The sequence below is a fragment of the Acuticoccus kalidii genome, from assembly GCF_021556395.1.
GTDB classification, from domain to species: Bacteria; Pseudomonadota; Alphaproteobacteria; order Rhizobiales; family Amorphaceae; genus Acuticoccus; species Acuticoccus kalidii.
This window is the reverse complement of record NZ_JAKGCS010000006.1, coordinates 236,281-250,341: the sequence shown is the minus strand read 5'-3', so window position 1 is coordinate 250,341 and position 14,061 is coordinate 236,281. Positions and strand designations below refer to the sequence as shown.

At 66.2% G+C, this 14,061-nt stretch carries 13 protein-coding genes; 6 read left to right on the top strand and 7 right to left on the bottom strand.

The features are described 5' to 3' along the window. Positions 1-43 precede the first annotated feature (43 nt). The 7 genes from L1787_RS02485 to rpmH all read right to left on the bottom strand — a co-directional run bounded on the left by L1787_RS02485 (position 44) and on the right by rpmH (position 7,159). Positions 44-727 carry an ABC transporter ATP-binding protein gene (locus tag L1787_RS02485; protein WP_369415046.1) on the bottom strand — a complete coding sequence of 228 codons (684 nt, stop codon included), beginning with the start codon at positions 725-727 and terminating at the stop codon, positions 44-46. A gap of 666 nt (positions 728-1,393) precedes the next feature. Next, positions 1,394-1,993, bottom strand: a complete 600-nt coding sequence (locus L1787_RS02480) for a ribonuclease T2 family protein (protein ID WP_235707154.1) — start codon at positions 1,991-1,993, stop codon at positions 1,394-1,396. Positions 1,994-2,605: 612 nt separating this feature from the next. Next, entirely contained in the window at positions 2,606-3,109 is a 504-nt protein-coding gene (locus L1787_RS02475) for a hypothetical protein (RefSeq protein ID WP_235706897.1), read from the bottom strand. A 153-nt stretch (positions 3,110-3,262) separates the two neighbouring features. After that, positions 3,263-4,153, bottom strand: coding sequence for a ribosome biogenesis GTP-binding protein YihA/YsxC (gene yihA, locus L1787_RS02470; RefSeq protein WP_369415045.1), 891 nt, complete (start codon positions 4,151-4,153; stop codon positions 3,263-3,265). A 639-nt stretch (positions 4,154-4,792) separates the two neighbouring features. Beyond that, a complete protein-coding gene (gene yidC / locus L1787_RS02465) occupies positions 4,793-6,643 on the bottom strand; it encodes a membrane protein insertase YidC (RefSeq protein ID WP_235706896.1) in 1,851 nt (616 codons plus the stop codon). Continuing rightward, the gene (rnpA, locus tag L1787_RS02460; RefSeq protein WP_235706895.1) at positions 6,643-7,011 is read right to left on the bottom strand and encodes a ribonuclease P protein component; all 369 of its coding nucleotides are present in this window, start codon (positions 7,009-7,011) and stop codon (positions 6,643-6,645) included. Before rnpA ends, yidC begins: the two co-directional genes overlap by 1 nt. A 10-nt stretch (positions 7,012-7,021) precedes the next feature. Continuing rightward, entirely contained in the window at positions 7,022-7,159 is a 138-nt protein-coding gene (gene rpmH / locus L1787_RS02455; protein WP_235706894.1) for a 50S ribosomal protein L34, read from the bottom strand. A 263-nt stretch (positions 7,160-7,422) separates the two neighbouring features. Between rpmH and L1787_RS02450 the strand changes: the two genes are divergently transcribed. From L1787_RS02450 to ychF, 6 genes are all read left to right on the top strand, one after another. After that, the gene (locus L1787_RS02450) at positions 7,423-8,262 is read left to right on the top strand and encodes a TVP38/TMEM64 family protein (protein WP_235706893.1); all 840 of its coding nucleotides are present in this window, start codon (positions 7,423-7,425) and stop codon (positions 8,260-8,262) included. Beyond that, positions 8,259-9,665 (top strand): dihydrolipoyl dehydrogenase family protein, encoded by a 1,407-nt coding sequence (locus tag L1787_RS02445; protein ID WP_235706892.1) that lies wholly within the window; start codon positions 8,259-8,261, stop codon positions 9,663-9,665. The genes L1787_RS02450 and L1787_RS02445 overlap by 4 nt, the downstream gene beginning before the upstream one ends. Before the next feature lie 185 nt (positions 9,666-9,850). Further along, complete coding sequence (locus L1787_RS02440) at positions 9,851-11,260, top strand: sensor histidine kinase (RefSeq protein WP_235706891.1); 1,410 nt, start codon at positions 9,851-9,853, stop codon at positions 11,258-11,260. 207 nt (positions 11,261-11,467) lie between these two features. Beyond that, positions 11,468-12,202, top strand: a complete 735-nt coding sequence (locus tag L1787_RS02435) for a 50S ribosomal protein L25/general stress protein Ctc (RefSeq protein WP_235706890.1) — start codon at positions 11,468-11,470, stop codon at positions 12,200-12,202. Positions 12,203-12,226: 24 nt separating this feature from the next. Next, the gene (gene pth / locus L1787_RS02430) at positions 12,227-12,952 is read left to right on the top strand and encodes an aminoacyl-tRNA hydrolase (RefSeq protein ID WP_369415044.1); all 726 of its coding nucleotides are present in this window, start codon (positions 12,227-12,229) and stop codon (positions 12,950-12,952) included. A gap of 2 nt (positions 12,953-12,954) precedes the next feature. Then, positions 12,955-14,052: a redox-regulated ATPase YchF gene (gene ychF, locus L1787_RS02425; RefSeq protein ID WP_235706889.1), complete on the top strand. Its 1,098-nt coding sequence runs from the start codon at positions 12,955-12,957 to the stop codon at positions 14,050-14,052. Positions 14,053-14,061 lie beyond the last annotated feature (9 nt).

Here is a 14,061-nt window from a genome sequence, read left to right as displayed (position 1 = left end):
TTGGGTCGTCTCGTCGCCGCGTGATCGGCGAGATTCGCGCCACTCACAGAGTGGCTTCCGCGAGGGTGGGCGTCGCAATGCGGCCATCGCGGACGCGCACCACCTCATCGCACCGCGCCGCGAGCTGCCGGTCGTGTGTCACGAGAACAAGCGTCTGGCCGCGCGCTTTGTGGGCCTCGAACATCAGATCGATGATTTCGCGACCGGTCGCCTCGTCGAGATTACCGGTCGGCTCGTCCGCAAGGAGCAGCGGCGGCCGCGACACGAGTGCGCGCGCGATCGCCACGCGCTGCTGCTCGCCGCCCGAAAGCTCGGAAGGATAATGATGCACGCGCTCCCCAAGCCCCACCGCGGCGAGTTCCTCGCGCGCGCGGTCATGGGCATCAATGGCACCCGCGAGCTCCAGCGGGACCGAAGCATTCTCGAGCGCCGTCATGGTCGGGATCAGATGAAAGGACTGGAAGACGATGCCGATCTCGCGCCCCCTGAAGGTGGCAAGGTCGTCCTCGCTCATCGCCGCGATATCGCGGCCGGCGATCGAGATCCGCCCACGATCGGGGCGCTCCAACCCCGCCAGCAGCATGAGAAGAGTGGATTTGCCCGAGCCCGACGGCCCGATGATCCCGATCGAGCGCCCCGCCGGGATGGCGAGATCGACCCCACGCAGAACGGAAACAGCGGCCGCCCCCCGTCCGAGGCTGACATGTACGTCGCGCACGTCGATCATTGGCAGCTCATCCATAGCCTACTCACGCTCTGTTTCGCCCACTGGCACCAAATTCGCCGCCATTGTGCCGGCGCCTTGACCCACATCACAATGCGAAGCGTTGGCGCGGGCCGCACGCGAAGGGCACGGAACGGCGCTCGAAAGGTCGCGGCGGGCCGTCGAAGCGTGTCGCGCGACTGTCGTGAACAGCACAATGGTGGCGCCGGTTCCGTTCGATCAAATGGCGGTGACCGTCGCGCGCGCCACGCGTCGGCGTTACGGCGCGATTTGCCGGCAACTCACGCCAGATACGGCCCGCTCGATGACCGTATCGCGCCGACCCCCGCCCTTTCGGCAAGCCTCGATCTTCTATCGTTTTCGCGGAATGTGGCAGCTTCACTCGGGATCTTGCCGGCGGCCGTCCGATCGCCGCCGGCTCTCGCCCAACGCCTCGTCGCCGCCGCCTCTCCTCATGGTCTGAATACCGCCGGCCACTTCGTCGCAGGGCCGCCTCGCACCGTCGCGGGTGCTGCGCGATGCGCGCACGGATGTGGTCGGCGCGGACTGAAACGCGCGGATCTCGGAACACCACTCGCCCGGATCGGAAGGATCTTTGCGTCCAAGGCGGCCCATCCGACGCTTCAGGATCCGCATCGCCGATCGCACCTTTATCGGTCCGAGCGCGCTTCAGCGTGGCGCGGGGATGTCGATCAGGCGTGCACGGCAGCGGTTTCGCCCCACATCCGAGCAGGATCGGAAATCGAGATCCGCATCGAGGCAAATGCGAACCTCCGTGAGCTGCCCCCCGGTACATCTCAGATAGATGTCGTCCTCGTCGAGACCCGGATTGGCCCGCCGAAACGCCTCGCGCACGACCGACGGCCTCGCATCCAGCCCGCGCTCCATCGAGGTAAGGCCGGGCGGGATGGTTATCCGCTCGAAAGCCTGGCGGACGAACTGAAAATAACGCCGCGGCGACCGACCGGAACAGCGGCCATGCTTGCGCCACTGATACCGGACGAGGCTTGCGCTCGGCATGATGTCGAGCATGGCGTCGACCTCGCGGCGCGTCGGATTCGCGTGGTTCGACTCGCAATATTGCAATCGGCGGGCATCGTTCGACGGCCACAGACCGTGAACGACGAAGTGGAAGTCGGCGTCGCCACCACATTGAAGCCGTTCGCCACCGCCTTGATGCGTCTCGCAAAAGCTCGGCGACCAGGAGAGAGCCAACACATAATAGTCGACATCCGGCCGAGACGATTGCCCCCAAGCCGAGCGATCCATGCCGGCCGCAGCCATGATGCAAAGCGCCACGGCGAGCATCATCCTGCCGGTCGCCTGCCGCCCCGCAGAAATGTTTTGAGAATTCCTGGCCCGAAGGGTGGGTGTCGATCGGGACGTCATCCTGCCTCACCTCTCAGCGCGTCGGCGGACCACCGGGCGCTCCGAATTGAGCCCCCGGACACGTTACGTTTCACCGCCATACCGCCGCAAGGAGGACGGTTCTCGGCCCCCTTGCCACCGCCTGAAGGCCGATGGAGATCAGCGGCGATGGCCGTCGCATCCGGCGATCCGGAGAGGCGGATCCCGTCTCGGCCGACTGTCGCGACGGGAAACTCTGCCGCGCATATGACGTCATTGAGGACGATGCGGCTCGACCGCTCAAGCCATGGGCGCCCGCACGGATGGCTCGAACCGGACAGAACACCGACAGGCGAGGCGCGTCGGAGGCTGGCGATCGCGGAGGCCCTCGGCGACGAGCAGCCTCGTTGCAACAGGGCCGGCAGCACGCCGAAATCGGCGGCTCAGTCTTTCGAGATGGACCGAGCGGCAAACGAAAAAGGCGCATGGTTCGACCACGCGCCTCGTAGCGGACCGGTTGTGCGGTGCGCGGCTTCAGTTCGCCGTCGCGGGCCGAGCGACACGGCAGCGACCGTCATAGACGCGCCAGGAATCATAGCCGTCCAGGCAGACATAGACCTTCCACCCGAAACCGACGAAGCCGGCGTCCTCTTCGAGGAAGTAGTAGGCCGTCGTCCGGGCCCCGGTGTCGAGCGTTGCGGACGCCATGCAATAGCGACGGACCAGCGGGCTCGGGTTGTAGACCGTCTGCGGAACTTCGCCTTGGGGCACGAATTCGGTGACACGCGGGAGGCGGTAGACGTCCTCCGCGCGATTCGCGAAGCGCACCGCCGCGCTGACGACGGACTCGGCGTCGCATGCGGGGGCGAGTTGATCACCGTCGCAGTTGGTGGGGTCGCCGAAGATCCAAAGATTGGTGAACGTATTGCAGCGCTTTTCCGGCGGAGCGGAGACCGGTTCGGCCCCAAGATCCGCGGCGGAAGCTCCGTTCACGGCGACAAAGACGAATACGATCGCCGAGACGATACGGCTCAACATGGCTGCTGCGTCCCTCACTCTACGCGCGACACTCCGTTATTGGACGACGCGGTCGGAGAGCACAACATCTCCGCGCAAGGAAGGCTGACCCGTTGCCTTCAGGTCACACCATCGAAACGCCTCGACCGGACAGAGCGGGAGAGCCGCGATGCGCTAATTCGTCTCGAGGTCGGCGATCGCGGCCCGCAATTCGGCGATCCCGTCACTCTTGTTGGACGAGGTGACGATAATTTCCGGATGCGCGGCGGCACGGCGGCGGAGCGCCTCCTCGGTCTTGCGGATCACGTCGCGACGCTGCGAACCGCCTTTGTCCGCCTTCGTGAGGACCGCCTGGTAGCTGATGGCCGCCTCGTCCATCACCGACATTGCTTCGATGTCGACCGGCTTAGGACCATGGCGAGCATCGATCAGCAGATAGACCCGGCGCAGATTCGGGCGGCCGCGCAGGTAGTCGAACACGAGCTTCGTCCAGGCCGCGACTTCGGTTTTTGGCGCCTTGGCGTAGCCATAGCCCGGCATGTCGACGATCACCGGGCCGATCCCGTCGGTCCGCCCGAACAGGTTGAGGGCGCGGGTGCGGCCCGGCGTGTTGGACGACCGCGCGAGCTGTTTGCGCCCGGTGAGCGCGTTGAGAAGTGTCGACTTGCCCACATTGGAGCGGCCAGCGAACGCGACCTCCATGGGCCCGGACGCCGGGAGTTGGTCGATGGCATGGCACGCGCGCTGGAAGTCCCAGGGCCCCGCGAACATCAGCCGGCCGGCCTCGAGAGACGCCGCATGGGCGGCGTTCTCGGGCGTCGGCTCAGGCGCGTCGGCGAAATCGGCGCCGGCTATGGCGTCGGCCGGGCGTCCTTCGCTGGCGGTGTCCGTCGCCTCGCCGACGTCGTTCGTCTCGTCGACGGCGCTGTCGCGATCGCTGTTCTCCGCGGCGGGAGTGGGGGCACCGTCTGGCCGGGGCGTCGATGGCATTTCGGTCATGTCCTTACCGGCGGTCATGCGGGTGGCGCGCGCCAAGATCGCCGCGATTGCGGCCTCGCCTGTCATGCCGGCGAGCGTTGCCGGGATCGGGGCTCCCTCACGTGGTGTCGGCCCCAGTTTAAAACAGCCTTCGCTGTATCGGAAATGATCGAGCGAGACAAAGCCGGCGGCTCCCTTCTCTCGGGTCGATCCCGCCTTCGAACGGGCGGCGAACGCTCCGGCGCACGATTCGCGTTCAACGCTTTGCGGGAGCGCGCAATGGCCGGCGCGCGGCGTCCGACCGGTGCGCGTTCAGCGTCCAACGTGGACCCGTTCGAGCCACGTCGGCGACTCGCTCCGCCCTCGTTTTCACGCACCGTGTGCGGGCCGTGGAAGCAAAGTCAGTCGCGGCCGGGTCCGACCGACACGGGTTGCCGAAGTCAGATCGGCCGGGTGGGGGTCAGGCGCGCGGCGCGCTGCGCAAGTCGGCCCGCTTACCGTCGCGCCAGTTCGCCGCTGGATGGCGGACGTTCGGCCAATCGGGACTGGTCCGACGAGGCTGGGAGCTGGGCAACTCGGTCAAAGCCGGCCGGGCGGCGCTCAGCCGCGCCTGGCGGGTCGACTCTCGCTAGGGCCGGACTTTCGCCGGCGGCCCGGACCCGACCGGTGGCGGGGGCGCGACCGGTGATGTCGCCTCCGCCGCGAGGGCGGAGGCGCGTGTTCTCGTCAGGTCGCGCCCTTCTGTTTCGACCTGCGGAAGATGCCGGTGACGTTGTCCCACAATTCGACCTTCACACCCTGGCGGCGCATGATGACGTATTGCTGCGTCACCGACAGAAGGTTGTTCCACGCCCAGTAGATCACGAGGCCGGCCGGGAACGAGGCGAGCAGGAAGGTGAAGAACAACGGCATCCAGTTGAAGATCATCGCCTGCGTCGGATCCGGCGGCGCCGGATTCATCTTCATCTGCACCCACATCGTGATGCCCATGATGAGCGGCCACACACCGACCATGAGGAAGGCGCCGATCATGGGCACGCTGGCCGGATCGTACGGGATGAGACCGAACAGGTTGAAGATCGACGTCGGATCGGGCGCCGAAAGATCCTGGATCCAGCCGAAGAACGGCGCATGGCGCATGTCGATCGAGATAAAGATGGTCTTGTAGAGCGAGAAGAAGACCGGGATCTGAATAAGGATCGGGATACACCCGGCGAGCGGGTTCACCTTTTCCTTCTTGTACAGCTCCATCATCTCTTGCTGCTGCTTCATGCGGTCGTCTTTGTAACGCTCCCGCATCTGCATGATTTTCGGCTGCAGCGCCTTCATCTTCGCCATCGACGTGTAGGCGCGCTGGGCCAGCGGGAAGAAGAGCAGCTTGATCAGAACCGTCGTGATCAGGATGGCGACGCCAAAGTTCCCGACATGGCTGTAGATCCAGTCGATCAGGAAAAACATCGGCTTCGTGATGAAGTAGAACCAGCCCCAATCGATCAGCAGATTGAAGCGGTCGATGTTGTCGGCCTCCTCATAGGCGCGAATGAGGTTGGCCTGCTTGGCGCCGGCGAACACGAGGCCGACGGCCTCGGCGGTCGCCCCCGGGGCGACCTCGACCGCGTCGGCGAGATAGTCGGCCTGATAGGCGGGGACGTTGCCGCTGCCCGCATAGAGGAAGCGCGGCTGGAACGGGGTGCCCGCCTCGGGGATGACCGACGTCGCCCAATATTTGTCGGTGATGCCGACCCAGCCGCTGTTGGAGTGCGGCAGGTTGATGACGCCCTCGTCGGCGAGGTCGCCATAAGAGGTCTGCTCGAGGCCCGCATCGCCGGCGATACCGATCATGCCCTCGTGCAGGATGAAGAAGCCCGAGGTCTCGATCTGGCCCTGCCGGCGGACCCGGCTGTAGGGATAGAGCGTGACGGCCGCTTCCGTCTGGTTCACGATCTGCTGGGTGACGCGGAACATGTAGTTCTCGTCGATCTCGATCGTCCGGCGGAAGAGAAGGCCGGCGCCGTTGTCCCAGGTCAGCGTGACGGGGGTGTCGGGGGTCAGCGTTTCGCCGGTCTCGACGGTCCACAGCGTTTCGGAGTTCGGCACGACGGTCGACCCGTCGGCGGGAACCCAGCCGCTTTCCACGAAATAGGGGCTCACGGTCCCCATCGGCGAGAGCAGCGTGATCTCCGCGCTCTCCGGATCGACGGTGACGCGATAATTCTTGAGCTTCAGATCGTCGAGGCGTGCGCCGACGAGACTGATCGAACCATCGACGCTCGGCGTCTCGATCGGAAGGCGGGGGATGGACGCGACCTCGGCCGGGGTGCCCGCAGCGGGAGCGCCGGTCGCCGGCGCGCCGCCGGCCGTGCCCTCGGCTTGCGGCGCCGCCGGGATATCTCCCGAGCCGGTGCCCACCGAACCGGCATTGCCCGTCACGGCGTCGGTCTGCTGCGTTTCGATCGTTTCCTGACGCTGGACGGCCCGTTCGGCCTCCATCCGCGGTTCAATGAAGAAGAACTGCCACAGGATGATCACCGCCAGCGACAGGCCGATCGCGATGAACATGTTACGGTTGTCGCCCATTACGCTCTCTTTTGAACCGCGGGTCTTTCGATTTTGTCGCGCGCAGCGCCGATCGCCATGGCGAGCTCGTCGCCGAGGTCGGTGAACGGAGCGTCGAGCGCCGCTCGTCGCGCCACGATCACATAGTCGGTCTGATCGCAGAATTCATCGCGCATCGTGTCGCTGAGCGCGCGAAAACGCCGTTTGATGCGATTGCGCACGACGGCGTTACCGACCTTCTTGGTCACAGTGAAGCCAATTCGCGGGTCGCCCCCGCGAAGCTCGTTCGTATCGTTGCGCCGTAGCGCCTGCAGCGTGAACGCCTCACGATTGATGCGCACGCCTTTGGCGACGGCCTTGAACGCGGCCCGTTTCTTGAGCCGGTTCATCCGTATCGGATCAAGCGGACAGCGACTTGCGGCCCTTCGCGCGACGCGCGTTGAGGACGCGGCGGCCGCCTTTGGTGGCCATGCGCGCACGGAAACCGTGACGACGCTTCCGAACAAGCTTGCTGGGTTGATAGGTACGTTTCGTCATGACAGCCTCTCGCCGTGGCCGAGCGCACGCCGCAGCGCAGGACACACAGAAAAAATGGAAAGAGAGGACCCCGCGGGTTCCTCGACGCATGGGGTATAGAAATGGCGCCCCGCGCTGTCAACGCAAGCGCGTGGGCGATCTGCAATTCGCGGCTCCGTCACGCAGGCTTGAAAAGGGCTCACGTGACGTGAGCGCCCCCGCCCTTGTGTCGCACCCTCCCCCAACGTCACTTGGATTGCCGTAGCGACAGGAAGGCAGAGGCGTTGAACCCCATCGATGACGACACGTCAGCAGGCAAGGACTTGCCGCCGCGAGCGACGTTGGGAGCGGACCGCAAACGCTGGCGCTGGTGGCGCCTGTGGCCGCTCGTCGCGCTCGCGATCGCGACGGCCGCCTTTTACGCTCTCGGCCTCGACGACAAGGTCTCGCTGACGCACGTCATTTATAAGCGCGAGGGGCTGCTCGCCGCGGTCGCCGCCAACTTCGTCCTGATGTGCCTCATCTATTGCGCGGCCTATGTGATCGCCGTCGCGGTTTCCTTTCCGGGGGCAAGCCTTCTCACGATCATCGGCGGCTTCCTGTTCGGACCGTTCGTCGCGACGCTCCTCACCATCGTGTCGGCGACCCTCGGGGGCGCCATCATCTTCCTCGCGGCGAAGAGCTCGATCGGCGAGGCGCTCCGGGCGCGGGCCGGACCGGCCGCACAACGCCTCGCGGAAGGCTTCGAGGCGGATGCGTTCAGCTATCTTCTCTTCCTGCGCCTCGTTCCGGTCTTTCCCTTCTGGTTGATCAATGTCGCGCCGGCGCTCTTCAATGTGCGCCTCGGCACCTTCCTCCTCGCGACCCTTCTCGGGATCGTGCCGGGAACATTCGTCTACGCCTTTCTGGGCAGCGGTCTCGGCGGGTTGATCAAGGCCCAGGAGGAGGCCGATCCCGGCTGCCTCGCCGCCAAGACGTGCACGATCGATATCGGCGCGCTCTGGACCTGGCAGATCATGACGGCCCTCGCAGCCCTTTCCCTGCTCGCCCTCGTGCCGGTATTCGTGCGGCGATACCGGGCGCGGCGCGACCCGGCGGCAGGCGTCGGCGAGGCTTCCCAATGAACGAAATCAAGGCCGATATCTGCGTCATCGGCGCCGGATCCGCGGGGCTGACCGTCGCCGCCGCAAGCGCGAGCCTCGAGCAGACCGTCGTCCTGATCGAGGCCGGAAAGATGGGCGGCGACTGCCTCAACACCGGCTGCGTCCCCTCGAAATCGCTGATCGCGGCCGCTCGCCACGCCGCCGCCGCGCGCGACGGGGCGCGCTTCGGCGTCTACGCCGAGCCGCGGATCGACTTTCCGGCGGTCCAGACCCGGGTGGTCGACGTGGTGGCTTCGATCGCGCCGCACGATTCGGTGGAGCGCTTCGAATCCCTCGGCGTGACGGTGCTGCGCGAACGGGCGCATTTCGAGGCGGACGGAACCGTCGTCGCCGGCCCGGCCTCGGTCCGCGCGCGCCGAACCGTCATCGCGACCGGCTCGCGCCCCTTCATTCCGCCCATCGAGGGGCTCGCCGACTGCGCGCCCCTCACCAACGAGAGCGTCTTCGATCTCACCCGGCTTCCCGCGCGGCTCGCGATCATCGGTGGCGGGGCGGTCGGCGTGGAGCTCGGACAGGCGTTCGCCGCGCTCGGCGCCGGAGTCACGATCATCGAGGAGGGTCATCTTCTCAGCAAGGAGGACCCGGAGGCGGTCGCCATCGTGCGGCGGGCGCTTCAGGAGGGCGGCGTCGAGATCATGGAGGAGACGCGGCTCCTTCGTTGCAGCGCCCGCGACGGGACGCGCACCCTGACGCTTTCGGACGGGCGAACCATCGAGGCCGACGAGATCCTCGTCGCGACCGGCCGCCGTCCCAATATCGAGGGTCTGGCGCTCGACGCCGTCGGCGTCGCTCATGATGCGCACGGCATCACCGTCGATCACGCGATGCGAACCACCAACCGGCGCATCTACGCGATCGGCGACGTGACCGGCGGACTTCAATTCACCCATGTCGCGGGCCATCAGGCCAGCCTCGTGGTGCGCTCGATCGTGTTTCGCCTGCCCGTCCGCTACGCACCGGACACCATGCCGCGCGTCACTTACACCATGCCCGAGATCGCCCAGGTCGGGCTCACCGCGGCCGAGGCGGCGGCGCGCGATCCAAGCGCTACGACCCAGACCGCCGCGCTCTGCGAGACCGACCGCGGCCGCACCGACGGCGCGACCGACGGCTTCGTCAAACTCGTCATTTCCGGCCGCGGGCGGCTGCTCGGCGCCACCATCGTCGCTCCGACCGCGGGCGACATCGCCTCGACCTACGCCTTGGCGCTCGCCGCGAAGGTGAAGCTCTCGACCCTCGCGAGTTATGTGCCGCCTTATCCGACGCTCGCCGAGGCCGGAAAACGCGCCGCTGTCGGCCACTTCGCGGCCAAACTCGACGCGCTTTGGATCCGCCGATTGCTGCGGTGGCTGAAGCGTCTCTGATTGGGCGGGCAAAATCGGAATCCCGTCTGTTCAATCCTCAAATCGCATGCGCTAAGATGCGCCGAGATGGGAACCGGACGCGTCACTTGGCAAATGCGGCAGTGTTGCGCGCTGTGTACCGCCGTCTTCAACACGCGGTATGATGGCCCGCAATGGAACACCACGGCGAACGGTGGCGCCCGCGTATGCGCCTAGGGCTGGGGAGCAAGCTGCTCCTGCTCACGGTTCTGTTCGTCATGTTGTCGGAAGTTCTGATCTTCGTTCCGTCGATCGCGAATTTCCGCAACAACTGGCTGGCCGACGCGCACCGTAACGCCTCCGTCGCCGCGGCGATCATCGCCAACACCAAGAATGTGCCCGAACAGCTCAAGATGCGCCTCCTCGAGGCGACGGACACGATCGCGATCGCCCACCGCGAGGGCAATCGCCGCCGGCTTCTCGCGATGGCTGCCCCGCCGACCATGGTCGACCGGCATGTCGAGCTCGGACATCAGACGCCCCTTCAGTCGATCATCGCCGCGTTCGACACCCTGTTCGCGCCGAATGGGCGCATCATCCGCGTCACGGCGATGCCCGCCGGCCGCTCCGAGGAGGTCGACGTCGTCCTCGACGAGACGCTCCTGCGGCACGACATGATCGCCTATTCGACCAACATCCTGTTCCTGTCGCTCGTGATCTCGGCGATCACTGCGGGCCTCGTCTATATGAGCCTGCGCTGGCTCTTCGTCCGTCCGGTCAAGCGGCTCGCTCACGCGATGGTCGACTTCGCGGAGGACCCGGAGGACGAGCGGCGTACCATCACCCCATCCCGGCGGACCGACGAGATCGGCGAGGCCGAACGGTCCTTGGCGGCGATGCAGCACCAGCTCACCGATACGATCATCCAGCGCCGCCGCCTCGCCGAACTCGGCATGGCGGTCTCGAAGATCAACCATGATCTGCGCAATCTCCTCGCCTCGGCGCAGCTCTTTTCCGACCGCCTCGCCGTCATCCCCGATCCCACGGTGCAGCGCTTCGTGCCGAAGCTCGTGCGCGCGCTCGACCGGGCAGTCGGCTATACCAGCGGCGTCCTCGCATATGGCCGCGCCGGCGAAGCGCCGCCGCAACGTCGGCTGATCGACCTCGAGCTGCTCGCGGCCGATGTCGGCGAGATTCTCGGCCTCGACACGCATCCGACGATCGATTTCCGCATCCTCGTCGAGGAAGGGCTCGAGATCGATTCCGACCCCGATCAGCTCTATCGCGTCCTCATGAACCTGTGCCGCAATGCGATGGAGGCGCTGGAGAGCAACCCGCATGCCGCCATCGTCCGGCGCCTCGCGATCGCCGCGGAGCGCACCGGCTCCGTCGTGCGCATCGTCGTGTCCGACACGGGGCCCGGCGTTCCCGAAGCGGTGCGGATGACGCTGTTTCAGCCGTTCAAGGGAAACGGGCGGCGCGGCGGAACCGGGCTCGGCCTCGCCATCGCGGCGGAACTCGTCCGCGCGCATGGCGGTTCCCTCACCCTCCTCGACACGCCGGTCGGTGCCTCGTTCGAGCTCACCATTCCCGACCGGCCGATCGACCTTGCCGCCCGCCGCGTGGTCAACGCCTGACCGCATCCGCGCGCATCCCGCGGGGTCGGCGCGACAAGACATAGGGTCTCCCATGTATCGTTCGGCATCGCGCGAAAGATCGGGGGACGTGATCGCCTTCGATTTCGGCACCGAAGGCGCGCGATATCTCTAACGCGCACACTTGTCTTCGTACCATCGCTCGCCTATACCCCGTTCACCTCGCACCCCTGGAGGCGAGGCGCGCCTTTGAGCGCAGAAGCTGAGCGCATTTCGCGACTCAGCTTCAGTTGTTTGCAAATTAGGAGATGCATGATGGCTGACGCCTTTCAGCTGAAGGCCGCCGTGCGCGAACGGACGGGCAAGGGGGCCGCGCGCGCACTGAGGCGGGAAGGACTTATTCCCGCCGTGATCTACGGCGACAATCAACCCCCCGTTGCGATTGCCATTTCGCACAAGCAAGCCGAACTCCGGCTGTATAGCGGTGGCTTCCTGACCAACCTGTGGAACATCGAAGTCGGGGGAGAAACCATCCAGGCGTTGGCCCGCGACTATCAGCTCGAGCCGGTGAAGGATTTCCTCGTTCACGTGGACTTCCTGCGCGTCACCGCGCGCTCGCGCGTCACGGTCGACGTGCCGGTCCATGTCGTCGGCGAAGAGGACAGCCCCGGCATCAAGCAGAATGACGGCGTGCTCAATCTCGTCTCGCACACGGTGTCCGTGAACGCCGCCGCGACCCGGATCCCCGATTCGGTCGAGATCGACGTCAGCGGCCTCGAGATCGGTGCCACGATCACCAGCGCACAGGTCAAGCTCCCCTCCGACGTGCACTTCGCGAACGAGGAAGAGTTCACCGTCGCGACGATCACCGCGCCGATCGCCGAAGAGCCGGAAGAGGTCGAGGAAGACGCCGAGGCCGAGGCCGGTGAGGGCGCCGAGACCGAAGGCGAGTCCGGCGACGGCGACGAGTCGAGCGAAAGCTAACCGGATAGCGAACGAGGCTGCGCCATGTTGAAATTGATGGTCGGCCTCGGAAATCCTGGAAGCACGTACGCCATGAACCGGCACAATGTCGGCTTCATGGCGGTCGACCGCATCCATGAACGGTGGCGTGGCGGTCCCTGGCGACGCAAATTCCAGAGCGATGTCTCCGAGGCCAACATCCACGGCACGCGGGTGATGTTCCTGAAGCCGTTGACCTATATGAACGAGTCCGGCCGCGCCGTCGCGGAAGCGGCTCGTTTCTACAAGGTCGATCCGTCGGACATCGTCGTGATCCACGACGAGATCGACCTGCCGCCCGCCAAGTTCCGGATGAAGACCGGCGGCGGCACCGGCGGTCATAACGGCCTCAAATCGATCATCGCGCACATGCGAGACGGGTTCCGGCGCCTGCGAATCGGCGTCGGCCATCCCGGCCGCAAGGAGCTCGTGCCGAACTATGTTCTGCACGACTTCGCCAAGTCCGACTTCGACTGGCTGGAGCCGATGCTCGACGCCATCGCCGAAGAGGCCACGCTGCTCGCGACCGGTCAGGATTCGACATTCTCCTCGCGCGTTCACGTCCGGCTGTCGAAGGACCAGGCGGCCAAGCCGTCCGCGCCCCGAGACTCGTCGGACGCGGCACGATCCTCGGCCGACGAGCGCCCCGTCTCGGTTCTTGCCAAGCGCGAGAGCGACCAGCGCCCGGCGCAAGGTCCGTTCTCCGCCTTGGCGCATCTTTTGCGGAAGTAACAATGGGATTCAAATGCGGGATCGTCGGCTTGCCCAACGTGGGCAAGTCCACGCTCTTCAACGCCCTCACGAAGACGGCCGCCGCGCAGGCCGCGAATTACCCGTTCTGCACCATCGAGCCGAACACGGGTGACGTCGCGGTGCCCGACCCGCGCCTGACGGCGATCGCCGAGGTCGCGAAATCGGCGGAGATCATCCCGACGCGCCTCACCTTCGTCGACATCGCCGGCCTTGTGCGCGGCGCGTCGGCGGGCGAAGGGCTCGGCAATCAGTTCCTCGCCAACATCCGCGAGGTGGACGCCATCGCCCACGTCCTGCGCTGCTTCGAGGATGACGACGTGACCCATGTCGCGAACGTCGTCGATCCGATCGCCGACGCGGAGACGGTCGAGACCGAGCTGATGCTCGCCGATCTCGAAAGCCTGGAGCGGCGGTCGACGAACCTGCGCAAGCGCGCCCAATCGGGCGACAAGGACGCGAAGACCGAACTCGCGCTGATGGACGGCGCGCTGGAGCTTCTGCGTGACGGTCGCCCGGCGCGCGAGCTCGAGGTCGCCCCGGAGGACCGCAAGGCCTTCAAGATGCTGAACCTCCTCACCAGCAAGCCGATGCTCTACGTCCTCAACGTGGACGAGGCGTCGGCCGGCACCGGCAATGCGATCTCCGAGCGGGCCGCCAAGATGGCGGCCGAGCGGGGCGCGCCGTCGGTGGTGATCTCAGCGGCGATCGAGGCGGAAATCGCCCAGCTCCCGACCGATGAGCAGACGGACTATCTCGAAAGCCTCGGCCTCGAAGAGCCGGGCCTCGACCGGCTGATCCGCGCCGGCTACGGGCTGCTCGATCTCATCACGTTCTTCACCGCCGGCCCGAAAGAGACGCGCGCCTGGACGATCCGCGCCGGCACGCACGCCCCGCAGGCCGCCGGCGTCATCCACACCGACTTCGAGCGCGGCTTCATCCGCGCCCAGACGATCGGCTATGACGATTTCATCACCCTCGGCGGCGAGACCGGTGCCAGAGATGCGGGCCGCGCCCGCGACGAAGGCAAGGAATACCGGATCGTCGACGGCGACATCGTCCACTTCAAGTTCGCGACCTGATCGCCGGCC

What these genes read in the sequence shown, in the direction of transcription:
- L1787_RS02485 (WP_369415046.1), bottom strand. Translation starts at nt 727, where the DNA reads ATGATCGACGTGCGCGACGTACATGTCAGCCTCGGACGGGGGGCGGCC.
- L1787_RS02480 (WP_235707154.1), bottom strand. Translation starts at nt 1,993, where the DNA reads ATGGATCGCTCGGCTTGGGGGCAATCGTCTCGGCCGGATGTCGACTAT.
- L1787_RS02475 (WP_235706897.1), bottom strand. Translation starts at nt 3,109, where the DNA reads ATGTTGAGCCGTATCGTCTCGGCGATCGTATTCGTCTTTGTCGCCGTG.
- yihA (WP_369415045.1), bottom strand. Translation starts at nt 4,153, where the DNA reads ATGACAGGCGAGGCCGCAATCGCGGCGATCTTGGCGCGCGCCACCCGC.
- yidC (WP_235706896.1), bottom strand. Translation starts at nt 6,643, where the DNA reads ATGGGCGACAACCGTAACATGTTCATCGCGATCGGCCTGTCGCTGGCG.
- rnpA (WP_235706895.1), bottom strand. Translation starts at nt 7,011, where the DNA reads ATGAACCGGCTCAAGAAACGGGCCGCGTTCAAGGCCGTCGCCAAAGGC.
- rpmH (WP_235706894.1), bottom strand. Translation starts at nt 7,159, where the DNA reads ATGACGAAACGTACCTATCAACCCAGCAAGCTTGTTCGGAAGCGTCGT.
- L1787_RS02445 (WP_235706892.1), top strand. Translation starts at nt 8,259, where the DNA reads ATGAACGAAATCAAGGCCGATATCTGCGTCATCGGCGCCGGATCCGCG.
- L1787_RS02440 (WP_235706891.1), top strand. Translation starts at nt 9,851, where the DNA reads ATGCGCCTAGGGCTGGGGAGCAAGCTGCTCCTGCTCACGGTTCTGTTC.
- pth (WP_369415044.1), top strand. Translation starts at nt 12,227, where the DNA reads ATGTTGAAATTGATGGTCGGCCTCGGAAATCCTGGAAGCACGTACGCC.
- ychF (WP_235706889.1), top strand. Translation starts at nt 12,955, where the DNA reads ATGGGATTCAAATGCGGGATCGTCGGCTTGCCCAACGTGGGCAAGTCC.